Genomic DNA, 23695 nt, shown 5'->3' on the forward strand with positions numbered 1-23695 from the left:
ACTACACCTTGTCTTTTACATTCCAAGGTAAAAGTGAATCGATATCTGGCGATCCAACACATAAACGATCTAGACAATACCTAATATAATCGTAAGGGATTAATCCGTTTGCCTTTGCTGTTTCTACAATGCTGTAAAGCATTGCACTTGAATCTGCACCAGCCGTTGAACCCGAAAATAACCAGTTTTTCCGGCCGATAACAAACGGTTTAACCGCTCGCTCTGCTCGATTGTTATCAATAGATAACAATCCATCATCAATATAACGAACTAATTTATCCCATTGATTTAATGTATAGCTAATCGCCTCACCTAATTTTGTTTTAGGTGATACTCGACTAACTGCGCTATCAAGCCAATCACGGAGCTCTTTAAGTAAATCGCGGGCTTCTGTCTGCCTAGCAACATACTTGGCTTCAGGGGAAGCCTCTTTTAATAACGATTCGATCCGGTATAGCTTTTGGATTTTACTCAATACCCAATCTGCACTCCCTGTTTTCCCTTTTACTTGAACACGTTGAGCCTCAATAAATCGTCGACGTGCGTGTGCCCAACAGCCAACTAAAATCGCTTCAGTTTGTTCATAACCTTGGTAACCATCGGTATGTAAATACCCGTTATAACCTTTTAAAAAGTTAACTGGATGGTAGCCATGCCTGCTAGATTGATAATCATAAAGTACAATTCCAGGCAAAACACCAGAGCCTGGAGAATCATAGCCAGAGCAGTAGACCCACATATAACATTTTGCTTTTTCAACATCCAACACATTTACCGTTGTTTCATCACAATGCAGAGTGGGTTGTTCAAGCAAAATACGATGTAACTCGTTATTAAGAGGGGTAAATAGTACCGAGCATTTTATTAACCAATCCGCCATCGTTCGCCGTCCAATAATGATACCCCATTGCTGAAATAACGTTTCTTGACGATAAAGTGGAAGACTGTATTGAAATTTAGCCGTAATAATTTGAGCAAGTAAACTTGCGGTCGCAATCCCTTTAGGGATTGGTGACGCTGGCATTGGGGCTTGTTTAATGTCTACTGAAGTATTGTTTTTTTCACAATTTCGGCAAGCATATTTAGGACGAACATGTTGAATAACTTCCACTTTAGCTGGTACAAATTCCAACTTTTCACTGATGTCTTTACCCATCGCATGCATCTCTAGACCGCAACACTTACAAGTTTTATCTTTTATGTCGTGGATAATAACAGTACGCGGTAAGTCTTCAGGTAAGCGTTGGCGTTTTGGCTTTTGACGAGTGTAGGTAATCGTTTGTGTGTCATCATTTTCAATGATGATTTCTTCTTCTGTTTCATTGAATAAATCAAATTGAGTCGAGTCAGATTCACTGCTTTTACCAAAGCGCTGATGTTGAGCCAGTCGAAATTGCTCTAGAAGACGGTTATATTTATTTTCAAGCTGAAGCACAAGTGCTTTCAGCTCGTCAATGGTATCAGGAAGTGGTTTTATTTTATCAGTCATGTAGATGACTATATAACGATAATACAGGTAATCAATCGGTTGCCTCCTATTCTTGACTGAGAATCAACTATTTAAAGGGTTGTTTGATAATGTACCGGTTGATGTCCTAAGATATCAAAACCTTGTAATAGCAGTGTCAGTTGCTGCTCTGATAATGCTAACGTATCGTTATTTATATTTCGTGGCCATTTGAAGCGGTCTTCATCTAATCGCTTGTACCATAAAGCGAATCCTGTTTTATCCCAATACAATATTTTGAGTTTATCACGAGGCTTATTGCAAAATATAAATAGAGCATCACTAAACGGTGATAGTTGCATTTCTTGCTCAACAATCACGACAAGGCCATTAATGGCCTTGCGAAAATCGACAAAATCACGATGAAGATAAATGGTGGAAACATCAGTAAATACATTCATGATTGATACCCTTTTAATAAGAGTCCTATCCAGTGAGGTTCAGTATTAGCTGGCAATGTTAATCGCAATTTTCCGATAGAAAGTTGAATATCTGGTAATTGTGGAGTGGCGTTAATCTTTTGTTTCCATCGTGCTTTACGTGCACTAAATGTCTTTGGCAGAATATTATGGTTACGACAAAATTCAGCGGCACTAAGCTTGCTAGATTGCTGAGATTCAAATAGAGCGTGCCATTGCTCTGGTGTTCTCTTTTTATCTTTTTGCATAATTACGTTCTCGTTAAATGAAAGATCGTAAGATACGCATAATGAATTTTATTTGTTAGGTGTAGTTCCCCGCACGCTTACGTAATTCAAACTCTTTTTTATCCAGTTTTCGCCCATTAAGAACAATAGATAACTGATGCATGTCTACGTAAAACTTGCGTGGGGTAATTTCAACATTAGCTATATCAATGCCTCTGGCAGGGCGCTATCGAAATATTCAGAGAAAAGATCCTTAAATAGTGTGCTCATTAATCAGCCTTACGTGAGAGTCATGTTCTTATCATTTTATATATAAACAACAGAAGTGGTATCATTGCCGACTAATTATATGACTTGGAAATATTTCGTGCCTTTAAGCTCTTCTAAAAACCCAGCCGCGCTTGCTAATACTGTTGTTGTTCTCGATTTCGAAACCACGGGTTTATCTCCAAACCAAGGCGATCGCGCCATAGAAATTGGTGCGGTGAAGCTAGAAAATGGCGTTATTGTTGATCGCTTTCAAAAATTGATGAATCCTGGTTTTAGAGTAAGCTCGTTCATTGCGAATTACACTGGCATTACCAATGCCATGCTGATGGGAGCGGATGATTGTGCCACGGTCATGCACGAGTTTGCGGACTTCATTCAAGGGTGTAATTTAGTGGCTCATAATGCCTCGTTTGATCAGCGTTTTTTAGATGCAGAGCTTGACGCGATTCAGCGAGATTATGATGGAACGTTCGCGTGTTCATTATTGGTATCAAGACGGCTGACTCAAGAAGCACCATCGCATAAGTTGGGAGAGTTAGTGGCTTATCATCAAATCGATAATGATGGTGTGTTCCACAGAGCGTTAGCCGATGCCGAAGTGACGGCTTCATTATGGCAAGTGCTGTTAGATACCCTAGAAAGCGATTATGCGATTAAAAGCCCTGATTTTTCATTAATGCAAAAAATCGCCAAAACCCCAAAAGGGTCAATCGTTCAATTTTTAAAGAAACAAGGCTAATTTTACGCTATTTTTTCTTAATTAACGCTTATGTTTTCTTTTTACATAGGCGTTTTTTATTTCCAACCTGAAAGCCAATTTTCTTGGTCTTTTAATTCTTTCCAATCCAGAGATTCTGCTCGTTTTGTTATTACGGCTTCTATTAAACAATGTGTTACTTCATTGTCTTCAAATTCAATTTCAGTAATTAAAAAATGTTTTTCTTTTTTGATCGGATTAACGGCCGTCCATTTACTATTTAAGAGTTTTTTGGGATTAATTTGATTCATTATTATTCCTTAGAGAATGGTTTCTAATTGATCATGATGTGGTTTACAAAGCATAGATCAAATTGATTCAGTTATTGAGTAGAGGAGATTGTTTTTAAGCAAAAACTGCATTTCAATCTACAAAGTGCTATTATTGAACAAGTGTTCAAGTTTTTTGAGAGTAACTTATTATGGCAAAATCAGCCAAATTTAACAGAGATGATGTGATTGAAAAAGCCACCAATCTTTATTGGGAAAAAGGCTTTCACGCCACATCAATGCGTAATCTTCAAGACGTGATTGATATGCGCCCTGGCAGTATTTACGCGACATTTGGCAGTAAAGAAGGGCTATTCAAAGAAGTATTAAACAAATACACCGAAATGGGTGTTGCCCACATTGCTGAATGCAAAGCGAATACGACATCGCCTTTGTCTGCTTTAAAAGAGTTTGTCACGTTGAATATTATTGGCAATAAAGGGCCACTACCAAGCCGTATGTGTATGCTGGCAAAAACGATTGCAGAATTAACGGAAGAAAACGCAGAATTGCTCGCTGAAGCAAAGAAAATGCTCGTTATCATGGAAGGTCAATTTATTACTTTGTTAGAAGAAGCACAGCAGCAAGGTGAGTTAAGCAAAGACAAAGATGTGGCTCAATTGGCACGTTTTGTTCAAGTACAAATTATGGGATTAAGAGCTTATGCTTGTGCAAGTAATGGCGATGCACCTTTAGAGAAAATGATTGATGATATGTTTGTGTCACTCTAAAAGAGAGCAACGTTACGTTTATTCAGCTTAATTTATCAATATCATGGAGTGATTAATGTTAAATGAAAAAACATTGCTGACGATCGGCATGCTTTCAGAGCGAAGTGGTGTTGCCGATTCTGCATTGCGATTCTATGAAACTAAAAATCTCATTGCCTCTATCCGAACGGCAGGAAATCAGCGCCGTTTTCATCCGTCAATGTTAAGGCGCATTGCGCTTATTCAAGTGGCTCAGCTTGTTGGTTTTACGCTAGAAGAAATAACGAAAGAGTTAGCTGACTTACCCATGAAGGAAACGGCGACAAGACGTGATTGGGAAAAGGTCGCAAAGAAATGGCAAAAAGATCTCGATAAAAAAATTGAACAAATCCAGTCTCTTAAAGAAAACTTAACCGGATGTATTGGCTGTGGTTGTTTGAGTATGGATAGATGTCAGTTATTAAACCCTGATGATATTTTGCATGAAGAGGGCAATGGTGCTCAACGCTTGTTATTAAAATAAGTGTCTATTTTTGTGATGGTATTTTTATCTATCAGGCCAAAGAGTAGATGATGGCAGTACCAGCGAGTCATTGGGGTTACTTGGCTTTTATAAAAGACAGCAAGTTATGGTATAACAAAAAGTTGAATGCCCTGTGTTGGCAAAGAAATCAATAGTAAGTTAGCCGTACTATTTGCTGTAAAAATCAGAATAATGAAAGAATATCAAGACTACAAAAGAGCAAGCTTACAGTCTTTCAAACTAAGCCTTAAGAGCCATGGGTATGTGTCTTTATGCTCGTTGGCAACTTGGAATAATAATTTTCCTAAAGAGAAAGACGCGTCATTGTCACCGAAGAGAACTCATACTTTGTTAATCTCTGGCCCTAAAACTGACGAGTAATCTCAACTCACTGAGTCCCATTTAATCATGGACTTAGTTTAGTTAAATTGTCGTGGGGCATTGAATGCTCTTTGTTGTGACATGATGTGGCTCCGTTTACCAGTAGAGTTTTAGATTAACACTGATTGCAGTAAATGATGATAAATCTATAGGTAGAGTATAGATAAGGGAGTTTCAATTTGTCAGGAACCTCGGTAAAGTAGCGACTATCGTAATGGCATTGCCAAAAAGTAAGTTTTGTTTATCAAGAGAATATAAATATGACCAACGAAGTAGATATGATCACTAATCTAGAAGATTTAGAAACGTTCTTAATTTCTGTAGAAAGCGGTGGTTTAGGGCTAACGAATGTTGCAGGTATTGCTATGGCAACCAATAATAAAGACGGTCGTCGCTTTGTTGCCGTATTGGATGATAAACACCAACTCTTATTCTCTCGTTGGGTAACCGAAGACGTTTTTCAAACGGGGCAAGATCTCGTTCGTAATGGCACAAATCGTACGACTCATTAATTATTCATCCTATTGCAACGATAGGGTATGAAAAAAGGCTAAGATACTTTCAATGAGAAAGATCTTAGCCTTTTTTTTAGCTTATTTATTCCCTTTCCGATTTAACCAATATGTAAGCGTGCGGGGAACTACACCTAACAAATAAAATTCATTATGCGTATCTTACGATCTTTCATTTAACGAGAACGTAATTATGCAAAAAGATAAAAAGAGAACACCAGAGCAATGGCACGCTCTATTTGAATCTCAGCAATCTAGCAAGCTTAGTGCCGCTGAATTTTGTCGTAACCATAATATTCTGCCAAAGACATTTAGTGCACGTAAAGCACGATGGAAACAAAAGATTAACGCTTCTACTTTCTTGAAAGTAGAAGCGTTAACATCAACTATCATCGCCACTCCATAATTACCAGATATTCAACTTTCTATCGGAAAATTGCGATTAACATTGCCAGCTAATACTGAACCTCACTGGATAGGACTCTTATTAAAAGGGTATCAATCATGAATGTATTTACTGATGTTTCCACCATTTATCTTCATCGTGATTTTGTCGATTTTCGCAAGGCCATTAATGGCCTTGTCGTGATTGTTGAGCAAGAAATGCAACTATCACCGTTTAGTGATGCTCTATTTATATTTTGCAATAAGCCTCGTGATAAACTCAAAATATTGTATTGGGATAAAACAGGATTCGCTTTATGGTACAAGCGATTAGATGAAGACCGCTTCAAATGGCCACGAAATATAAATAACGATACGTTAGCATTATCAGAGCAGCAACTGACACTGCTATTACAAGGTTTTGATATCTTAGGACATCAACCGGTACATTATCAAACAACCCTTTAAATAGTTGATTCTCAGTCAAGAATAGGAGGCAACCGATTGATTACCTGTATTATCGTTATATAGTCATCTACATGACTGATAAAATAAAACCACTTCCTGATACCATTGACGAGCTGAAAGCACTTGTGCTTCAGCTTGAAAATAAATATAACCGTCTTCTAGAGCAATTTCGGCTGGCTCAACATCAGCGCTTTGGTAAAAGCAGTGAATCTGACTCGACTCAATTTGATTTATTCAATGAAACAGAAGAAGAAATCATCATTGAAAATGATGACACACAAACGATTACCTACACTCGTCAAAAGCCAAAACGCCAACGCTTACCTGAAGACTTACCGCGTACTGTTATTATCCACGACATAAAAGATAAAACTTGTAAGTGTTGCGGTCTAGAGATGCATGCGATGGGTAAAGACATCAGTGAAAAGTTGGAATTTGTACCAGCTAAAGTGGAAGTTATTCAACATGTTCGTCCTAAATATGCTTGCCGAAATTGTGAAAAAAACAATACTTCAGTAGACATTAAACAAGCCCCAATGCCAGCGTCACCAATCCCTAAAGGGATTGCGACCGCAAGTTTACTTGCTCAAATTATTACGGCTAAATTTCAATACAGTCTTCCACTTTATCGTCAAGAAACGTTATTTCAGCAATGGGGTATCATTATTGGACGGCGAACGATGGCGGATTGGTTAATAAAATGCTCGGTACTATTTACCCCTCTTAATAACGAGTTACATCGTATTTTGCTTGAACAACCCACTCTGCATTGTGATGAAACAACGGTAAATGTGTTGGATGTTGAAAAAGCAAAATGTTATATGTGGGTCTACTGCTCTGGCTATGATTCTCCAGGCTCTGGTGTTTTGCCTGGAATTGTACTTTATGATTATCAATCTAGCAGGCATGGCTACCATCCAGTTAACTTTTTAAAAGGTTATAACGGGTATTTACATACCGATGGTTACCAAGGTTATGAACAAACTGAAGCGATTTTAGTTGGCTGTTGGGCACACGCACGTCGACGATTTATTGAGGCTCAACGTGTTCAAGTAAAAGGGAAAACAGGGAGTGCAGATTGGGTATTGAGTAAAATCCAAAAGCTATACCGGATCGAATCGTTATTAAAAGAGGCTTCCCCTGAAGCCAAGTATGTTGCTAGGCAGACAGAAGCCCGCGATTTACTTAAAGAGCTCCGTGATTGGCTTGATAGCGCAGTTAGTCGAGTATCACCTAAAACAAAATTAGGTGAGGCGATTAGCTATACATTAAATCAATGGGATAAATTAGTTCGTTATATTGATGATGGATTGTTATCTATTGATAACAATCGAGCAGAGCGAGCGGTTAAACCGTTTGTTATCGGCCGGAAAAACTGGTTATTTTCGGGTTCAACGGCTGGTGCAGATTCAAGTGCAATGCTTTACAGCATTGTAGAAACAGCAAAGGCAAACGGATTAATCCCTTACGATTATATTAGGTATTGTCTAGATCGTTTATGTGTTGGATCGCCAGATATCGATTCACTTTTACCTTGGAATGTAAAAGACAAGGTGTAGTTCCCCGCACGCTTACGACATCATTAATAGATTATAGATACAAAAATGGCAGCGATAATTCGCTGCCATTTTTTATTTGTATCATAAAACCAAATTAGTTTGTTTCTTGTATTAGAGGTTTGTATGGGTTTTCTGCAGTGCGACATGCTGCTGTAGTGAAAAGAACGTCTGTCGAGCTGTTTAGGGCGGTTTCAGCTGAATCTTGAACTACACCGATGATGAAACCAACAGCAACCACTTGCATTGCAATTTCGTTAGGGATACCAAATAAGCTACATGCTAATGGGATAAGTAATAATGAACCACCAGCAACACCAGAAGCACCACACGCCGAAACCGCAGCCACTAAACTAAGCAGTAATGCCGTAGGTAAATCAACCTGAACACCAACCGTATGAACCGCTGCTAGCGTAAGAACGGTAATGGTAATCGCGGCACCAGCCATGTTAATTGTTGCACCTAGTGGAATCGATACTGAATAGGTATCTTTATGTAGGTTTAAACGCTCACATAATGCCATGTTTACTGGGATGTTTGCTGCTGAACTACGAGTGAAGAATGCGGTTACACCACTTTCACGTAAGCATAAAAATACCAATGGGTAAGGATTACGTTTTGTGCGGATAAATACGATTAATGGATTAACGACTAATGCGATAAATGCCATTGAACCAAGTAGAACCGCCAGTAGGTGAGAGTAACCTGCTAATGCATCAAAGCCTGTTTCTGCAAATGTGCTAGAAACCAAACCAAAGATACCGATAGGTGCAAAACGAATAACGACCGTTACAATGCTTGATATACAGTTTGAAAGGTCAATGAATACTTTCTTTGTTGCATCAGAAGCAGAGTGAAGACCTAAGCCTAAAGCGATTGCCCAACCTAAGATACCAATGAAGTTGCCCGTCATTAACGCATTAATTGGGTTATCAATAATTTTGAATAGAAGTGTATGTAGAACTTCCATTATGCCTTCTGGTGCACTGTTCGTTGCCGCATCAGTAACAAGAGAGAGAGTCGTTGGAAAAATAAAACTCATTGCTACAGCGGTTAATGAAGCACAAAAGGTACCGACTAAATACAAAACAACCACAGGCTTCATATTTGAGTCTTGTCCACGTTTCTGATTTGCAATCGATGATGCTACTAGAATAAAGACAAGAATTGGTGCAACTGCTTTTAGCGCACTAACAAATAATTGACCAAAAAGACCGGCAGAAACAGCAAGATCTGGAGCAAGTACAGCAAGAGCAACACCGGCAATAATACCGACGAGTATCTGAAGAACGATGTTAGTATTCATCATTCGAACGAGTAGGGGTTGTGCTGGTGACATATAAAATTCCTTTAATTTAGTACAACATACATCTTATCTGATGCTTATTTGGCGAATAGTAACATTATTGTCTATTTTTTTGCACTAACTTGTTAAAGACTTCTCAAATTTGCCGATAATATATATATAACGTGCTGTAGAAAGCATCCTTGATTATATTATCAACATATCTTATTAAGTGAGCGATACCGATGAGTGGAATGTTAAGTAGCGTTGATCAACGTACCCAACTAGTGGGTGAAAATCGATTGGAGTTATTGCTGTTTAAGCTTAATACAGCCCAAATTTTTGCGATTAATGTATTTAAAGTAAAAGAGATCCTTAAGGTTCCTAAATTAACAAGGCTGCCGGGTTCGCATCATCATATTGCCGGAGTCGCAAGCTTACGTGGTGAGTCTGTTCCTGTTATCGATTTACGTGGTGCGATTGGCATGAAGCCAATGGAGATCGATGAAGACACTAACTTGATCATTACTGAATATAATCGCTCAACTCAGGGCTTTTTAGTTGGTCAAGTTCAAAATATTATAAATACAACATGGGCTGATATTCAACCGCCACCAAAAACCGTGGGTCGTCATAATTATTTAACGGCAATTACGCAAGTGGAAGTTGAACCAAAACAAAGCCGGATTGTTGAGATTATTGATGTTGAAAAAGTCTTAGCTGAAATTATTGACTATGATATATCGATCTCTGAAGGCGTTTTAGATGAAAACCTTATTCATCATATGCACGGGCGTAAAGTATTAACGGTTGATGACTCAAGCACTGCGCGTGCACAAGTTCGTAGTACATTACAACAGCTAGGTTTAGAGGTAATAGAATGTAGTGATGGTCTACAAGCCTTGAATTTATTAAAACGATGGTGTGATGAAGGTAAAGTGGTGACTGATGAGATTTTGTTGATGATCACGGATGCTGAAATGCCAGAAATGGATGGCTACCGTTTAACGCATGAGATTCGAAATGATCCACGTATGAGAGATTTGTTCATTACATTGAATACATCATTAAGTGGCAGTTTTAACGATGCTATGGTACAGAAAGTAGGGTGTGATCGTTTTATTTCTAAGTTTCAACCAGACTTAATTGTGGGTGTCGTGCAAGATCGCTTATCTCAAATAATTTAATTTATAGCATTATTGATGTTAATTACTTGTGTTGGTTTATTTTCACAGTCAATGCATTTGGCTGGGAGTTATGTAAAGTTAATGACAAAATTGTTGCCTTTAGGTATTATTATTGTCCGCTCTAATGTTATTAGAGTGATAAAGAGCAAGACACTTTGTCTTTTACACACCAATTTTAAGGTAGATTGTTCGTATATGATCTGGATGACATCCAAGCTAATAATTACGCTGACGGTTTTAGCGTATAGAACATATCACAAGGGACGTGTAAAATCTGAAACTGAACATTAAGTTTAGTGCAAGTACCAAAAAGGAGGCCTACGCCTCCTTTTTTATTAGTGGTTTATTGTGTCGCGAAGATAGCAATAGAAAGAGGTGACAAACTATAGTCAAATAGGGTTTGTTTTGACGTCAATTTATTGTATTGAGTATCACAAATTAACAACCAACGACGCTGTTCTGTGGCTTCAGGAAGTATAAATTGAGTCGCTGTATTTGCCTGATTAATAATGATCAATAATTCTTTATTCCCATTATCAACATTGAGATGCAAGCATAATGATTTAGCTCCATGCCAATCACTGTGGTTCATCACATGCCCATCAGGCGCGTACCATTCAACTTTCTGTCCATTTCTTCTCGAACCACTGAATGCATTTATTATCGGAGCCATATGCGTTTGACGAGCGTGAATCATCTCAGCCAACCATGCTTTGAATTCTTTTGCATTTCGATTGAGTGACCAGTTAACCCAGCTAATAGTACTGTCTTGGCAATACGCGTTATTATTCCCTTGCTGTGTATGTGAGCAAGCATCAGCAGCGAGTAAGTGTGGAATGCCAAAACTGAACAGAAGGGTCGTCATCATATTCCGTTTTTGTTTTTCACGTAGAGCAATAATCCTTGGATTACTGGTCGTCCCTTCAATACCATAATTATCTGAGCGATTATCGCCATGTCCATCTCGATTATTTTCGCCATTCGCATGATTATGACGATCTTTATAACTGACCAAATCTTGCAGTGTAAATCCATCATGATAACTGACGTAATTTACGGGTAATTTGTGAGGCCATCGTGAAGCACTAACCAGATCTCGAGATCCCATAAGTCGTGTCGCTAAGGATTTGATGTGATTTTGTTCACCGCGCCAAAAGCTTTTTGTCGTGTCGCGATACTTATCACAACATTCGTTCCAACCATCAGGGAACTCCCCTACTTGGTAACCGTTAGGGCCAATGTCCCAAGGTTCTGCAATCATCTTCACTCTTTGAAGAATAGGATCTTGAGCGACTGCTTTGAAGAAAGCATTGTTGGGGTTAAATTGGTCATATTCTCGGCCTAATGTAGCGGCTAAATCAAATCTAAAACCATCAATATGATATTGTTCTACCCAGTAGCGTAAAGTGTCCATGACTAAATTTAAGCTTGCTTGATGCGTAATGTCGAGTGTATTCCCACAACCTGTATAGTTAGTGTAGTTACCGTGGTGGTGCAGATAATAGTCCTGATCTAATCCTTTTAAATTAAATATTGAGCCGCCATTACCTCCCTCTGCCGTATGGTTATAAACAACATCTAAAATGACTTCGATGTTGTTTTTATGAAGCTCTCTAACGGCAGTTTTTAATTCTATAACGGCATCGTTTTTTGCGTACCTTGGATCTGGAGCCATGAATGAGAGTGGATTGTACCCCCAATAATTGACCATTTTCATATCAAGTAAATGTGGTTCGTGCATACAAGCAGCAACAGGAAGTAGCTGGATTGAAGTAATCCCTTGCTGTTTTAAATGTGCAATATTAGCAGGATCCGCTAAACCAAGGTAAGTTCCCCGAACTTCTTCTTTTACCTTAGTGTTAAGTAGGGTAAACCCTTTTACATGGGTTTCTAGTAAGATAGTTTCAGAGTGGGGGATCATTGGTCTTGAGGTTTGCTGCCAATCAAATTCATTATTAATAACGACGGATTGTGCCAGTGTCCAACTTTGCTCTGAGGTATAGGGTGTTTGATAATGAGGTGTATTAGCTAATGCTTTTGCATAAGGATCAAGAAGTAATAATTCTTCTTTATCTTTTATGATTTTAAAAGCATAAATGCAGCCAGCAGTAACACCTTCGATAAAGGTATATTTTATAGCACCGTATTCTTCAGTAAATGGGTATTCTTGATGGCTACCATCATTATTGAAAATCACTAATGTTAATGGATAATCAGAAGCATAGTGAACTGAAAAATTACATCCGTGTGCTTTTAGGTTTGCACCTAAAGGGTAAGGGAAAGCTTGGTTGGTAATCACAATGTACCTCTGGATAAACAACAAAAGCCCAATGCATTATTGGGCTTGTTAAATTTGACTAAGGTTTTTATGTTAAGCCCCAGCTTCTTTATAAAGTCTTTGACATGCTTTGCCATCGTTATTGAATAAATGACAACGATATGCAGGGATCCCAATCGTAAATTTATCACCAACATTAACAAGAGCAGTATCAGGTACACGATATATGATATCGGCGTCCGCATCCTCAACGGTTAAATAAATTTGTGTTTCATATCCCAACTTTTCTACCACAAGAACATCGCCATGAATAATGGCATCTGCTTTTTCTGCTGCAATAAGATGCTCAGGTCTTATACCAAGAGACATTCGTTCGCCACGAATCACATTTTTTCCATCAACTGGGATCCAAAATGAAGAGCCGTTTGCAAATTGAACCTTAACTTGATCGTCTTCTACATCATCAATGAAAACACTAATGAAATTCATTTTTGGTGAACCAATGAAACCTGCAACAAAGCGATTTTTTGTAAGCGTGCGGGGAACTACACCTAACAAATAAAATTCATTATGCGTATCTTACGATCTTTCATTTAACGAGAACGTAATTATGCAAAAAGATAAAAAGAGAACACCAGAGCAATGGCACGCTCTATTTGAATCTCAGCAATCTAGCAAGCTTAGTGCCGCTGAATTTTGTCGTAACCATAATATTCTGCCAAAGACATTTAGTGCACGTAAAGCACGATGGAAACAAAAGATTAACGCTTCTACTTTCTTGAAAGTAGAAGCGTTAACATCAACTATCATCGCCACTCCACAATTACCAGATATTCAACTTTCTATCGGAAAATTGCGATTAACATTGCCAGCTAATACTGAACCTCACTGGATAGGACTCTTATTAAAAGGGTATCAATCATGAATGTATTTACTGATGTTTCCACCATTTATCTTCATCGTGATTTTGTCGATTTTCGCAAGGCCATTAATGGCCTTGTCGTGATTGTTGAGCAAGAAATGCAACTATCACCGTTTAGTGATGCTCTATTTATATTTTGCAATAAGCCTCGTGATAAACTCAAAATATTGTATTGGGATAAAACAGGATTCGCTTTATGGTACAAGCGATTAGATGAAGACCGCTTCAAATGGCCACGAAATATAAATAACGATACGTTAGCATTATCAGAGCAGCAACTGACACTGCTATTACAAGGTTTTGATATCTTAGGACATCAACCGGTACATTATCAAACAACCCTTTAAATAGTTGATTCTCAGTCAAGAATAGGAGGCAACCGATTGATTACCTGTATTATCGTTATATAGTCATCTACATGACTGATAAAATAAAACCACTTCCTGATACCATTGACGAGCTGAAAGCACTTGTGCTTCAGCTTGAAAATAAATATAACCGTCTTCTAGAGCAATTTCGGCTGGCTCAACATCAGCGCTTTGGTAAAAGCAGTGAATCTGACTCGACTCAATTTGATTTATTCAATGAAACAGAAGAAGAAATCATCATTGAAAATGATGACACACAAACGATTACCTACACTCGTCAAAAGCCAAAACGCCAACGCTTACCTGAAGACTTACCGCGTACTGTTATTATCCACGACATAAAAGATAAAACTTGTAAGTGTTGCGGTCTAGAGATGCATGCGATGGGTAAAGACATCAGTGAAAAGTTGGAATTTGTACCAGCTAAAGTGGAAGTTATTCAACATGTTCGTCCTAAATATGCTTGCCGAAATTGTGAAAAAAACAATACTTCAGTAGACATTAAACAAGCCCCAATGCCAGCGTCACCAATCCCTAAAGGGATTGCGACCGCAAGTTTACTTGCTCAAATTATTACGGCTAAATTTCAATACAGTCTTCCACTTTATCGTCAAGAAACGTTATTTCAGCAATGGGGTATCATTATTGGACGGCGAACGATGGCGGATTGGTTAATAAAATGCTCGGTACTATTTACCCCTCTTAATAACGAGTTACATCGTATTTTGATTGAACAACCCACTCTGCATTGTGATGAAACAACGGTAAATGTGTTGGATGTTGAAAAAGCAAAATGTTATATGTGGGTCTACTGCTCTGGCTATGATTCTCCAGGCTCTGGTGTTTTGCCTGGAATTGTACTTTATGATTATCAATCTAGCAGGCATGGCTACCATCCAGTTAACTTTTTAAAAGGTTATAACGGGTATTTACATACCGATGGTTACCAAGGTTATGAACAAACTGAAGCGATGTTAGTTGGCTGTTGGGCACACGCACGTCGACGATTTATTGAGGCTCAACGTGTTCAAGTAAAAGGGAAAACAGGGAGTGCAGATTGGGTATTGAGTAAAATCCAAAAGCTATACCGGATCGAATCGTTATTAAAAGAGGCTTCCCCTGAAGCCAAGTATGTTGCTAGGCAGACAGAAGCCCGCGATTTACTTAAAGAGCTCCGTGATTGGCTTGATAGCGCAGTTAGTCGAGTATCACCTAAAACAAAATTAGGTGAGGCGATTAGCTATACATTAAATCAATGGGATAAATTAGTTCGTTATATTGATGATGGATTGTTATCTATTGATAACAATCGAGCAGAGCGAGCGGTTAAACCGTTTGTTATCGGCCGGAAAAACTGGTTATTTTCGGGTTCAACGGCTGGTGCAGATTCAAGTGCAATGCTTTACAGCATTGTAGAAACAGCAAAGGCAAACGGATTAATCCCTTACGATTATATTAGGTATTGTCTAGATCGTTTATGTGTTGGATCGCCAGATATCGATTCACTTTTACCTTGGAATGTAAAAGACAAGGTGTAGTTCCCCGCACGCTTACGTTTAAAATAATGGATTGAACAATAAAAAAGCCCTAAAGATTTTGATCTTTGGGGCTTTTTTATGAAGAATATATTTTATTGATAGTTTGAATAATTATTCATCAAACCCTAGTTTGGTTAAGTTTTCAAATGCTTTCCATACATCATCAGGAATCGTTTGTTGTTCTTGATACCCAAGTGTAGGGTAAATTTTTAGTCGATGTAATTCACCTAAAATAATACTCGCGACATGATCAAAAGTAACCTCATCTGTTGGGTAATCTACAAATCTAATATTAGGCGAACTTATACAAAATTCTATATCGTTCCAATTTTTTAGAAAGGTGGCTAATAAGCGTCTTTCCATATAAGGTTTTTGTACAAGTAATAATGAATTAAGAGTAATATTTTTTTCTTTCAGTAAATCTTGAGTGAAGAATATATTTTCACCAGTATTAGTGGCTTTTGTTTCGAGTAATATAGCGGAAGAGGGGACCCCCATATCTTTGGCGACATTAGCAAAAGTTTCTGCTTCGCTCAACGTAAATAAGCCTTCAGTTGCACGGCCTTGAGCACCAGAAAAAATGACTAAAGGAGCAAATCCATCTAAGTAAAGTTGAGCGGCATGTTCAGCTACACGTAAGTCATAACTACAAAGAACAAAAATGGCATCACTTTTTTTTATCGGTTGGTTAAGTAAATGATAATCCCAAATGCGTTGTAATTGAGTAAAAAGAGACAATGACATAAAAACCTCTAAACCATAAAATTACTTTGATAATTACACTCACTAAATTAATATGCAAATAAACATTTAGTGAACGACATATTGTATGTACATTTGACTATTATTGTGTAAACTAAATGTTACTTGAAGCAATTAAAGATTGACCTAAAGCACATTAACGAGTGAATCTATTTTGTAAATATATAGAAGTTACATGGTTCACAGTATTGTAACGACAATGTGTTAAGTTAATCTCAAAATAAACATATTAAGCACTATTTATTGATAGTGGTTATAAATAATAATTCTTTGGGAGAAGAAATGGCTGGTGTACTAGGAATGATTTTGGCTGGTGGTGAAGGATCGCGTTTGCGTCCTTTAACTGAATCTCGTACTAAACCTGCAGTACCTTTTGGTGGCAGTTACCGTTTAATCGATTTTGCGTTAAATAACTTCGTAAATGCTGATTTAATGCGTATTTATGTATTAACCCAGTTTAAATCACAGTCTTTATTTCAACATATGAAAAAAGGCTGGAATGTAAATGGAATTACCGATCGCTTTATTGACCCTGTGCCAGCTCAAATGCGTACAGGTAAACGTTGGTATGAAGGTACTGCGGATGCGATTTATCAAAATATCAGTTTTATTGAATCAACGGATCCTGAACATGTTTGTATTTTTGGTTCAGACCACATTTACAAAATGGATATTCGACAAATGCTCGATTTTCATAAAGAGAAAGAAGCGGCATTAACGGTATCAGCACTTCGTATGCCAGCAAAAGATGCGTCTGAATTTGGTGTTATCGAAGTTGACGAGGATGGGAAAATGATTGGTTTTGAAGAAAAACCTGCAAATCCTAAGTGTATTCCTGGTCAACCAGGTATTGCTCTTGTCTCAATGGGTAATTATATTTTTGAAGCTGAAAACTTATGTCGAGAGCTTGAGATAGATGCTGAAAACACGGCTTCATCGCATGACTTTGGTAAAGATATCATTCCAAAAATGTTTCCTGTAGGGAATGTGTATGTTTATGATTTCAGTACAAATAAAATTACGGGTGAGAAAGAAGAGGTGTACTGGCGTGATGTAGGTTCTATCGATTCTTATTGGGAAGCGCACATGGATCTTCTGAAAAAAGATGCACCGTTCTCTCTTTATAACCGTAAATGGCCTCTGCACACATATTACCCACCATTGCCACCTGCAACATTTACTGATTCTGCCAATGGCCGAGTACAAATCATCGACAGCTTAGTTTGTGGTGGTAGTTATGTTCGTGGCTCACGTATTGAAAAATCAGTACTCGGTTTTCTAAGTAATATTGCATCGGCGTGTGATATTAGTGAAAGTATTCTTTTAGGTGATGTGAAAATCGGTGAAGGGTGTGTATTACGCCGTGTAATTATCGATAAAGGCGCAGATATTGCACCTGGAACAGAAATTGGTGTTAATCTTCAGGAAGATAAGAAGAAATATCATGTTTCAGATCAGGGTATCGTTGTTATCCCTAAAGGAGAAAGAATTGGCTACTAAAACGCTTTCGATTTTATTTGCTGCATCTGAAGTCGAAGGATTGATCAAAAGTGGGGGCTTGGCAGATGTTGCCAAGGCTCTGCCTAAATCATTAAAAGACTTAGGTCATGAAATACATATTGCTATGCCTGCTTATAGTGCAATCCCAGAGCGTGATGATGCTGAAGTATTGTTGAGCTCGACATTAGAACATTGGCCTCATACACCATACCAAGTGAGATCATTGAGTGTTGAAGGGATCACGGTATTAGGCATCGAATGTGCTGATTATTTTGATCGTGCAGAAATGTATGCTGAAAACAATCAAGCTTATGCTGATAATGGTGAGCGTTTTGCTTTTTTTAGTGCCGCTTGTTTAGACATGCTACCTAAATTAAAGATTAAACCCGATGTTATTCATGCCAATGATTGGCATACTGGCTTATTGCCGTACCTTCTTAAAAAACGCTATGCAAACGACGCTTACTTTTCTCAAGTACGCAGTGTTTTATCTGTTCATAATGCGGTGTTTAAAGGTATTTTTCATTACGATGATATTGGATGCCTTTCTGAATTTAAAACGCATTATGTGCCTGAAGCGGCCGTTAGTCATACTCATATTAGTATGCTCAAAGCGGGTGTTCAATGTGCAGATAAGATTAATGCGGTAAGTCCAACGTATGCAAAAGAGTTGCTGACAGAACTGGGTTCTCATGGAATGGCTTCTGATTTCCAAGCAAGAGAACCTGACTTGTTTGGTATTTTGAATGGTTGTGATTATAGTGAGTGGAGTCCGGAGACGGATACTTTCATTCCTAAGCAATTTAAAGCCAATCGAATTAGTATGGTTCGTGGTAAGAAAGTATGTAAAGCAGCTCTGCAAGAAGAAGTCGGTTTACCACAAAAAGAAGTGGCAATGTATGGCATGGTTTGTCGTTTAACAAACCAGAAAGGCATTCATTATTTACTTCCAATTTTAGAGCAGTTTTTAAAGCATGATTTGCAAATTGTTATTGTTGGTACGGGTGATCCTGTTCTTGCTGCACAATTAACAGAAATTGCAGCGATACATTCTGATAAGTTTGCGTTTGTCGAAGCATACAGCAATAAGCTAGCTCATTGGATAGAAGCCTCATCTGACTTTTTCTTAATGCCATCAGAATTTGAACCTTGTGGTTTAAATCAGATATACAGTATGTCATATGGAGCCTTGCCGATCGTTCGTGCGGTTGGTGGGTTAAAAGACAGTGTGATTGATTATGATAGTGACAATGAAAATGCGACGGGTTTTAGTTTTATTAACCCTGAGCCAACAGAGTTGCTATTAGTATTAATGCGTTCGTTGTTATTGTATGCCCAAGATTTGAATGAAGTTAAACGAATTCAACTACATGCAATGAAACAAAACTTTAGCTGGTCTGATGCCGCAGAGAAATATGTTGAAATGTATCTAGATTAATTACGACTCAACAACTTCATAACAAAAGGAAGGTGCAGACCTTTCCTTTTTTATTTGCGACAGATCATCCATTTCTTTGTATTTGAGTATAGAATATCCGTCTTTACGACTTGGTAAATATAGTGTGATTTCAAAACTACCAAAATGGGTTGAATACGGTACCTTTTTTCTGGCCTTACTCGCTGGTATTACTAACTCTGTCGGTTTGTTGGGCTTCCAGCATCAATCTATTTCTCATTTATCTGGTACTGCAACGCTATTAGGTACTCAGTTGCTGGCGTTTGATGGTACGACCTTACATTTATTTTATATCATTGTTAGTTTCGTTTTAGGTTCTTCGTTAAGCAGTTTAATCGTAGGGTGCAGTGCTTTAAAATTAGGGCGCAGATATAATTTTGCCTTATTAATAGAAAGTTTATTTTTGTTTGCTGCAATGGTTATTTTAAACGAAGGAAGCCAATGGGGGCATTATTTTGCTTCGGCGGCTTGTGGTTTGCAGAATGGATTGGTGACGACATACAGCGGGGCAGTCGTTAGGACGACTCATGTTACGGGAGTCTTTACTGATTTAGGCATCATGTTAGGGATGAAACTTAAAGGCGAGGTGATTCATCGCAGACGGTTAGCCTTGTATCTGTTTATCGCATTTGGTTTTATTTTCGGTGGTGTTATTGGCGGGTATTTTTATCCAATCCTTGGAATCAATACGTTAGCGATCCCTGCGACATTGTGTGCGTTATTGGCGTTATCTTACTCATTGTATTTATTTCAACATCCTGACCATTAAAAATCGATTGTATTTATGGTTTCTTACTAAATTTGAAATAGACATCATGTAAGCGTGCGGGGAACTACACCTAACAAATAAAATTCATTATGCGTATCTTACGATCTTTCATTTAACGAGAACGTAATTATGCAAAAAGATAAAAAGAGAACACCAGAGCAATGGCACGCTCTATTTGAATCTCAGCAATCTAGCAAGCTTAGTGCCGCTGAATTTTGTCGTAACCATAATATTCTGCCAAAGACATTTAGTGCACGTAAAGCACGATGGAAACAAAAGATTAACGCTTCTACTTTCTTGAAAGTAGAAGCGTTAACATCAACTATCATCGCCACTCCACAATTACCAGATATTCAACTTTCTATCGGAAAATTGCGATTAACATTGCCAGCTAATACTGAACCTCACTGGATAGGACTCTTATTAAAAGGGTATCAATCATGAATGTATTTACTGATGTTTCCACCATTTATCTTCATCGTGATTTTGTCGATTTTCGCAAGGCCATTAATGGCCTTGTCGTGATTGTTGAGCAAGAAATGCAACTATCACCGTTTAGTGATGCTCTATTTATATTTTGCAATAAGCCTCGTGATAAACTCAAAATATTGTATTGGGATAAAACAGGATTCGCTTTATGGTACAAGCGATTAGATGAAGACCGCTTCAAATGGCCACGAAATATAAATAACGATACGTTAGCATTATCAGAGCAGCAACTGACACTGCTATTACAAGGTTTTGATATCTTAGGACATCAACCGGTACATTATCAAACAACCCTTTAAATAGTTGATTCTCAGTCAAGAATAGGAGGCAACCGATTGATTACCTGTATTATCGTTATATAGTCATCTACATGACTGATAAAATAAAACCACTTCCTGATACCATTGACGAGCTGAAAGCACTTGTGCTTCAGCTTGAAAATAAATATAACCGTCTTCTAGAGCAATTTCGGCTGGCTCAACATCAGCGCTTTGGTAAAAGCAGTGAATCTGACTCGACTCAATTTGATTTATTCAATGAAACAGAAGAAGAAATCATCATTGAAAATGATGACACACAAACGATTACCTACACTCGTCAAAAGCCAAAACGCCAACGCTTACCTGAAGACTTACCGCGTACTGTTATTATCCACGACATAAAAGATAAAACTTGTAAGTGTTGCGGTCTAGAGATGCATGCGATGGGTAAAGACATCAGTGAAAAGTTGGAATTTGTACCAGCTAAAGTGGAAGTTATTCAACATGTTCGTCCTAAATATGCTTGCCGAAATTGTGAAAAAAACAATACTTCAGTAGACATTAAACAAGCCTCAATGCCAGCGTCACCAATCCCTAAAGGGATTGCGACCGCAAGTTTACTTGCTCAAATTATTACGGCTAAATTTCAATACAGTCTTCCACTTTATCGTCAAGAAACGTTATTTCAGCAATGGGGTATCATTATTGGACGGCGAACGATGGCGGATTGGTTAATAAAATGCTCGGTACTATTTACCCCTCTTAATAACGAGTTACATCGTATTTTGCTTGAACAACCCACTCTGCATTGTGATGAAACAACGGTAAATGTGTTGGATGTTGAAAAAGCAAAATGTTATATGTGGGTCTACTGCTCTGGCTATGATTCTCCAGGCTCTGGTGTTTTGCCTGGAATTGTACTTTATGATTATCAATCTAGCAGGCATGGCTACCATCCAGTTAACTTTTTAAAAGGTTATAACGGGTATTTACATACCGATGGTTACCAAGGTTATGAACAAACTGAAGCGATTTTAGTTGGCTGTTGGGCACACGCACGTCGACGATTTATTGAGGCTCAACGTGTTCAAGTAAAAGGGAAAACAGGGAGTGCAGATTGGGTATTGAGTAAAATCCAAAAGCTATACCGGATCGAATCGTTATTAAAAGAGGCTTCCCCTGAAGCCAAGTATGTTGCTAGGCAGACAGAAGCCCGCGATTTACTTAAAGAGCTCCGTGATTGGCTTGATAGCGCAGTTAGTCGAGTATCACCTAAAACAAAATTAGGTGAGGCGATTAGCTATACATTAAATCAATGGGATAAATTAGTTCGTTATATTGATGATGGATTGTTATCTATTGATAACAATCGAGCAGAGCGAGCGGTTAAACCGTTTGTTATCGGCCGGAAAAACTGGTTATTTTCGGGTTCAACGGCTGGTGCAGATTCAAGTGCAATGCTTTACAGCATTGTAGAAACAGCAAAGGCAAACGGATTAATCCCTTACGATTATATTAGGTATTGTCTAGATCGTTTATGTGTTGGATCGCCAGATATCGATTCACTTTTACCTTGGAATGTAAAAGACAAGGTGTAGTTCCCCGCACGCTTACATATGGTTGTTTTTAAGTTGATATTCAATGGCAGTTTTAGGGTGTATCTGCACAAAAGGTTCCGCTATGTGAGAAGCTAAGGTTTCAGATAAACCGGTGCGACTCATGGTATGCCAATGATCACGAATACGACCTGTATTTAATAGTAAAGGATAGGTTGCAGAAGTGGCTTGTTGAGGTAATGAATGTCTTACCGCCACAAATCGTGCTCGTTTATCTGGAGTGAAGAATTGACCATCCGAGAAGAAACGCTGGTGTGGTATATCTGTTTGTTTTCCTAATACTGGCCATTGTTGAGGAGTTAACTCGCTGTATCCTTTATCATCCAGAGTGGTTAACCCAATTAAGTGTAAATCTCTTGGTTGCTTGTCTTGCCCCAGTGTCGTCATTTGAGCATATTCTTTAAATATCTCGCCTTCATGGCGATAAGTAAACGCTGTTTCAAACCCCATATTCTGAGCAACTTGAGAGATTATCCACCAATCGGGTTTGGCTTCTCCTGGGCTTGGTAAAATACGACGTTGACGTGAAATCCTGCGTTCTGAATTGGTTACTGTGCCTGATTTTTCACTCCACCCTTGGGCGGGAAGAACCACATCGGAAAAAGCCATGGTATCGGTATTATCCATACAATCGGATACGACAACAAATGGGCACTTTTCTAACGCCGCCATGATTTTTTTACTATTAGGTAAGCTAACAACAGGGTTAGTTGCCATTATCCATATGGCTTTGATTTTGCCTTCTGCCATCGCATCAAACAGGTCTATGGCTTTTAAGCCTTCTTCTGTTGCTAAGATATCGGTTTTCCAGAAATCGGAGATAAGTTGATGGTGTTCAGGGTTATTAAATTCCATATGAGCCGCAAGTGTATTTGCTAAGCCACCCACTTCACGTCCACCCATTGCATTGGGTTGCCCTGTGATGGAAAAAGGCCCACACCCTTGATAACCAATTTTCCCCATCGCCAAATGGCAATTGATTATCGAATTAACTTTATCTGACCCTTGGGAAGATTGATTGACTCCTTGAGAGTAAATCGTCAGTATTTGTTTGTTTTTTATCATGACGGATCATTGGATAAAGCAGCCGACCTTCAGTGCTAACTGTCTCGCCTAATGCTGCGCCTTTAGTGCATAATCGTCCAAAATTGGATGGATGAGTTTTATCCCCTCGTATCTCCAATTTGCCATCAGAAGTCGGAATTGCATCAATGCCACAGCCAACACCACAATAGGCACAGGTCGTTTTTATCCATTTTTCATTGCTCATTATCCAATCCTT

General features: G+C 38.4%; 24 protein-coding genes and 2 pseudogenes. 17 read left to right on the top strand and 9 right to left on the bottom strand.

Going from position 1 to position 23695, the window contains the following annotated elements; translation table 11 throughout:
* Position 1: 1 nt before the first annotated feature.
* The 3 genes from VSAL_RS17255 to tnpA (VSAL_RS17265) all read right to left on the bottom strand — a co-directional run bounded on the left by VSAL_RS17255 (position 2) and on the right by tnpA (VSAL_RS17265) (position 2174).
* Positions 2-1489: an IS66-like element ISVsa2 family transposase gene (locus tag VSAL_RS17255; protein ID WP_012549008.1), complete on the bottom strand. Its 1488-nt coding sequence runs from the start codon at positions 1487-1489 to the stop codon at positions 2-4.
* Positions 1490-1560: 71 nt separating this feature from the next.
* Positions 1561-1908, bottom strand: coding sequence for an IS66 family insertion sequence element accessory protein TnpB (gene tnpB / locus VSAL_RS17260; RefSeq protein WP_012548924.1), 348 nt, complete (start codon positions 1906-1908; stop codon positions 1561-1563).
* Complete coding sequence (gene tnpA / locus VSAL_RS17265; protein WP_012549325.1) at positions 1905-2174, bottom strand: IS66 family insertion sequence element accessory protein TnpA; 270 nt, start codon at positions 2172-2174, stop codon at positions 1905-1907. The genes tnpB (VSAL_RS17260) and tnpA (VSAL_RS17265) overlap by 4 nt, the downstream gene beginning before the upstream one ends.
* Positions 2175-2502: 328 nt before the next feature.
* Between tnpA (VSAL_RS17265) and VSAL_RS17270 the strand changes: the two genes are divergently transcribed.
* Positions 2503-3162, top strand: coding sequence for a 3'-5' exonuclease (locus tag VSAL_RS17270; RefSeq protein ID WP_044583538.1), 660 nt, complete (start codon positions 2503-2505; stop codon positions 3160-3162).
* 56 nt (positions 3163-3218) lie between these two features.
* Here VSAL_RS17270 and VSAL_RS17275 read toward each other — a convergent pair whose 3' ends face one another.
* A complete protein-coding gene (locus VSAL_RS17275) occupies positions 3219-3431 on the bottom strand; it encodes a TIGR02450 family Trp-rich protein (protein WP_012551606.1) in 213 nt (70 codons plus the stop codon).
* Positions 3432-3601: 170 nt separating this feature from the next.
* On the opposite strand from VSAL_RS17275, the gene VSAL_RS17280 reads away from it, so the two are divergent.
* From VSAL_RS17280 to VSAL_RS17305, 6 genes are all read left to right on the top strand, one after another.
* Positions 3602-4180, top strand: coding sequence for a TetR/AcrR family transcriptional regulator (locus tag VSAL_RS17280; RefSeq protein ID WP_012551607.1), 579 nt, complete (start codon positions 3602-3604; stop codon positions 4178-4180).
* A 55-nt stretch (positions 4181-4235) separates the two neighbouring features.
* A complete protein-coding gene (gene soxR / locus VSAL_RS17285) occupies positions 4236-4682 on the top strand; it encodes a redox-sensitive transcriptional activator SoxR (protein ID WP_012551608.1) in 447 nt (148 codons plus the stop codon).
* Positions 4683-5323: 641 nt separating this feature from the next.
* Positions 5324-5575, top strand: coding sequence for a hypothetical protein (locus tag VSAL_RS17290; RefSeq protein ID WP_012551609.1), 252 nt, complete (start codon positions 5324-5326; stop codon positions 5573-5575).
* A 193-nt stretch (positions 5576-5768) separates the two neighbouring features.
* The gene (tnpA, locus tag VSAL_RS17295; protein WP_044583525.1) at positions 5769-5981 is read left to right on the top strand and encodes an IS66 family insertion sequence element accessory protein TnpA; all 213 of its coding nucleotides are present in this window, start codon (positions 5769-5771) and stop codon (positions 5979-5981) included.
* A gap of 98 nt (positions 5982-6079) precedes the next feature.
* The gene (gene tnpB, locus VSAL_RS17300; protein ID WP_012548924.1) at positions 6080-6427 is read left to right on the top strand and encodes an IS66 family insertion sequence element accessory protein TnpB; all 348 of its coding nucleotides are present in this window, start codon (positions 6080-6082) and stop codon (positions 6425-6427) included.
* 71 nt (positions 6428-6498) lie between these two features.
* Complete coding sequence (locus tag VSAL_RS17305; protein WP_012549008.1) at positions 6499-7986, top strand: IS66-like element ISVsa2 family transposase; 1488 nt, start codon at positions 6499-6501, stop codon at positions 7984-7986.
* Positions 7987-8080: 94 nt separating this feature from the next.
* On the opposite strand, the gene sstT is transcribed toward VSAL_RS17305, so the two are convergent.
* The gene (gene sstT / locus VSAL_RS17310; protein WP_012551610.1) at positions 8081-9322 is read right to left on the bottom strand and encodes a serine/threonine transporter SstT; all 1242 of its coding nucleotides are present in this window, start codon (positions 9320-9322) and stop codon (positions 8081-8083) included.
* Positions 9323-9513: 191 nt separating this feature from the next.
* On the opposite strand from sstT, the gene VSAL_RS17315 reads away from it, so the two are divergent.
* Positions 9514-10455: a chemotaxis protein CheV gene (locus VSAL_RS17315; RefSeq protein WP_012551611.1), complete on the top strand. Its 942-nt coding sequence runs from the start codon at positions 9514-9516 to the stop codon at positions 10453-10455.
* A 343-nt stretch (positions 10456-10798) separates the two neighbouring features.
* Here the strand turns inward: VSAL_RS17315 and glgX are convergent, their stop codons facing one another.
* Both glgX and VSAL_RS17325 read right to left on the bottom strand, forming a co-directional pair.
* On the bottom strand, positions 10799-12754 hold the full coding sequence (glgX, locus tag VSAL_RS17320) for a glycogen debranching protein GlgX (protein ID WP_044583539.1): 1956 nt from the start codon (positions 12752-12754) through the stop codon (positions 10799-10801).
* Positions 12755-12826: 72 nt separating this feature from the next.
* Positions 12827-13261: pseudogene (locus VSAL_RS17325) on the bottom strand (TOBE domain-containing protein); the annotation flags it as partial.
* Positions 13262-13343: 82 nt separating this feature from the next.
* Here VSAL_RS17325 and tnpA (VSAL_RS17330) point away from each other — a divergent pair.
* The 3 genes from tnpA (VSAL_RS17330) (at position 13344) to VSAL_RS17340 (ending at position 15561) form a co-directional block, all read left to right on the top strand.
* Positions 13344-13658, top strand: coding sequence for an IS66 family insertion sequence element accessory protein TnpA (tnpA, locus tag VSAL_RS17330; protein WP_012548925.1), 315 nt, complete (start codon positions 13344-13346; stop codon positions 13656-13658).
* The gene (gene tnpB / locus VSAL_RS17335) at positions 13655-14002 is read left to right on the top strand and encodes an IS66 family insertion sequence element accessory protein TnpB (RefSeq protein WP_012548924.1); all 348 of its coding nucleotides are present in this window, start codon (positions 13655-13657) and stop codon (positions 14000-14002) included. The genes tnpA (VSAL_RS17330) and tnpB (VSAL_RS17335) overlap by 4 nt, the downstream gene beginning before the upstream one ends.
* Before the next feature lie 71 nt (positions 14003-14073).
* On the top strand, positions 14074-15561 hold the full coding sequence (locus VSAL_RS17340) for an IS66-like element ISVsa2 family transposase (RefSeq protein ID WP_012551613.1): 1488 nt from the start codon (positions 14074-14076) through the stop codon (positions 15559-15561).
* A gap of 111 nt (positions 15562-15672) precedes the next feature.
* Here VSAL_RS17340 and VSAL_RS17345 read toward each other — a convergent pair whose 3' ends face one another.
* On the bottom strand, positions 15673-16305 hold the full coding sequence (locus tag VSAL_RS17345) for a YdcF family protein (RefSeq protein WP_012551614.1): 633 nt from the start codon (positions 16303-16305) through the stop codon (positions 15673-15675).
* Between the two features lie 300 nt (positions 16306-16605).
* Between VSAL_RS17345 and glgC the strand changes: the two genes are divergently transcribed.
* The 6 genes from glgC (at position 16606) to VSAL_RS17375 (ending at position 22395) form a co-directional block, all read left to right on the top strand.
* Positions 16606-17823, top strand: coding sequence for a glucose-1-phosphate adenylyltransferase (gene glgC, locus VSAL_RS17350; RefSeq protein ID WP_044583540.1), 1218 nt, complete (start codon positions 16606-16608; stop codon positions 17821-17823).
* Positions 17813-19261, top strand: a complete 1449-nt coding sequence (gene glgA / locus VSAL_RS17355) for a glycogen synthase GlgA (protein WP_012551616.1) — start codon at positions 17813-17815, stop codon at positions 19259-19261. Before glgC ends, glgA begins: the two co-directional genes overlap by 11 nt.
* A 124-nt stretch (positions 19262-19385) precedes the next feature.
* Positions 19386-20048 carry a YoaK family protein gene (locus VSAL_RS17360; RefSeq protein ID WP_012551617.1) on the top strand — a complete coding sequence of 221 codons (663 nt, stop codon included), beginning with the start codon at positions 19386-19388 and terminating at the stop codon, positions 20046-20048.
* Between the two features lie 129 nt (positions 20049-20177).
* Positions 20178-20492 carry an IS66 family insertion sequence element accessory protein TnpA gene (gene tnpA / locus VSAL_RS17365; protein ID WP_012548925.1) on the top strand — a complete coding sequence of 105 codons (315 nt, stop codon included), beginning with the start codon at positions 20178-20180 and terminating at the stop codon, positions 20490-20492.
* Positions 20489-20836: an IS66 family insertion sequence element accessory protein TnpB gene (gene tnpB / locus VSAL_RS17370; protein ID WP_012548924.1), complete on the top strand. Its 348-nt coding sequence runs from the start codon at positions 20489-20491 to the stop codon at positions 20834-20836. Before tnpA (VSAL_RS17365) ends, tnpB (VSAL_RS17370) begins: the two co-directional genes overlap by 4 nt.
* A gap of 71 nt (positions 20837-20907) precedes the next feature.
* Positions 20908-22395, top strand: a complete 1488-nt coding sequence (locus VSAL_RS17375; RefSeq protein ID WP_012551618.1) for an IS66-like element ISVsa2 family transposase — start codon at positions 20908-20910, stop codon at positions 22393-22395.
* 30 nt (positions 22396-22425) lie between these two features.
* Here the strand turns inward: VSAL_RS17375 and VSAL_RS17380 are convergent.
* Positions 22426-23683 (bottom strand): annotated as a pseudogene (locus tag VSAL_RS17380) (molybdopterin-dependent oxidoreductase); the annotation flags it as partial.
* Between the last annotated feature and the right edge of the window lie 12 nt (positions 23684-23695).

The sequence above is a fragment of the Aliivibrio salmonicida LFI1238 genome (assembly GCF_000196495.1).
Classification (GTDB): Bacteria; Pseudomonadota; Gammaproteobacteria; order Enterobacterales; family Vibrionaceae; genus Aliivibrio; species Aliivibrio salmonicida.

What these genes read in the sequence shown, in the direction of transcription:
- VSAL_RS17270 (WP_044583538.1), top strand. Translation starts at nt 2,503, where the DNA reads ATGACTTGGAAATATTTCGTGCCTTTAAGCTCTTCTAAAAACCCAGCC.
- VSAL_RS17345 (WP_012551614.1), bottom strand. Translation starts at nt 16,305, where the DNA reads ATGTCATTGTCTCTTTTTACTCAATTACAACGCATTTGGGATTATCAT.
- VSAL_RS17305 (WP_012549008.1), top strand. Translation starts at nt 6,499, where the DNA reads ATGACTGATAAAATAAAACCACTTCCTGATACCATTGACGAGCTGAAA.
- tnpA (WP_012548925.1), top strand. Translation starts at nt 20,178, where the DNA reads ATGCAAAAAGATAAAAAGAGAACACCAGAGCAATGGCACGCTCTATTT.
- tnpB (WP_012548924.1), top strand. Translation starts at nt 6,080, where the DNA reads ATGAATGTATTTACTGATGTTTCCACCATTTATCTTCATCGTGATTTT.
- tnpB (WP_012548924.1), bottom strand. Translation starts at nt 1,908, where the DNA reads ATGAATGTATTTACTGATGTTTCCACCATTTATCTTCATCGTGATTTT.
- VSAL_RS17340 (WP_012551613.1), top strand. Translation starts at nt 14,074, where the DNA reads ATGACTGATAAAATAAAACCACTTCCTGATACCATTGACGAGCTGAAA.
- tnpB (WP_012548924.1), top strand. Translation starts at nt 20,489, where the DNA reads ATGAATGTATTTACTGATGTTTCCACCATTTATCTTCATCGTGATTTT.
- VSAL_RS17290 (WP_012551609.1), top strand. Translation starts at nt 5,324, where the DNA reads ATGACCAACGAAGTAGATATGATCACTAATCTAGAAGATTTAGAAACG.
- VSAL_RS17315 (WP_012551611.1), top strand. Translation starts at nt 9,514, where the DNA reads ATGAGTGGAATGTTAAGTAGCGTTGATCAACGTACCCAACTAGTGGGT.
- tnpA (WP_044583525.1), top strand. Translation starts at nt 5,769, where the DNA reads ATGCAAAAAGATAAAAAGAGAACACCAGAGCAATGGCACGCTCTATTT.
- VSAL_RS17275 (WP_012551606.1), bottom strand. Translation starts at nt 3,431, where the DNA reads ATGAATCAAATTAATCCCAAAAAACTCTTAAATAGTAAATGGACGGCC.
- glgC (WP_044583540.1), top strand. Translation starts at nt 16,606, where the DNA reads ATGGCTGGTGTACTAGGAATGATTTTGGCTGGTGGTGAAGGATCGCGT.
- VSAL_RS17255 (WP_012549008.1), bottom strand. Translation starts at nt 1,489, where the DNA reads ATGACTGATAAAATAAAACCACTTCCTGATACCATTGACGAGCTGAAA.
- tnpA (WP_012549325.1), bottom strand. Translation starts at nt 2,174, where the DNA reads ATGCAAAAAGATAAAAAGAGAACACCAGAGCAATGGCACGCTCTATTT.
- tnpA (WP_012548925.1), top strand. Translation starts at nt 13,344, where the DNA reads ATGCAAAAAGATAAAAAGAGAACACCAGAGCAATGGCACGCTCTATTT.
- VSAL_RS17280 (WP_012551607.1), top strand. Translation starts at nt 3,602, where the DNA reads ATGGCAAAATCAGCCAAATTTAACAGAGATGATGTGATTGAAAAAGCC.
- tnpB (WP_012548924.1), top strand. Translation starts at nt 13,655, where the DNA reads ATGAATGTATTTACTGATGTTTCCACCATTTATCTTCATCGTGATTTT.
- VSAL_RS17375 (WP_012551618.1), top strand. Translation starts at nt 20,908, where the DNA reads ATGACTGATAAAATAAAACCACTTCCTGATACCATTGACGAGCTGAAA.
- sstT (WP_012551610.1), bottom strand. Translation starts at nt 9,322, where the DNA reads ATGTCACCAGCACAACCCCTACTCGTTCGAATGATGAATACTAACATC.
- soxR (WP_012551608.1), top strand. Translation starts at nt 4,236, where the DNA reads ATGTTAAATGAAAAAACATTGCTGACGATCGGCATGCTTTCAGAGCGA.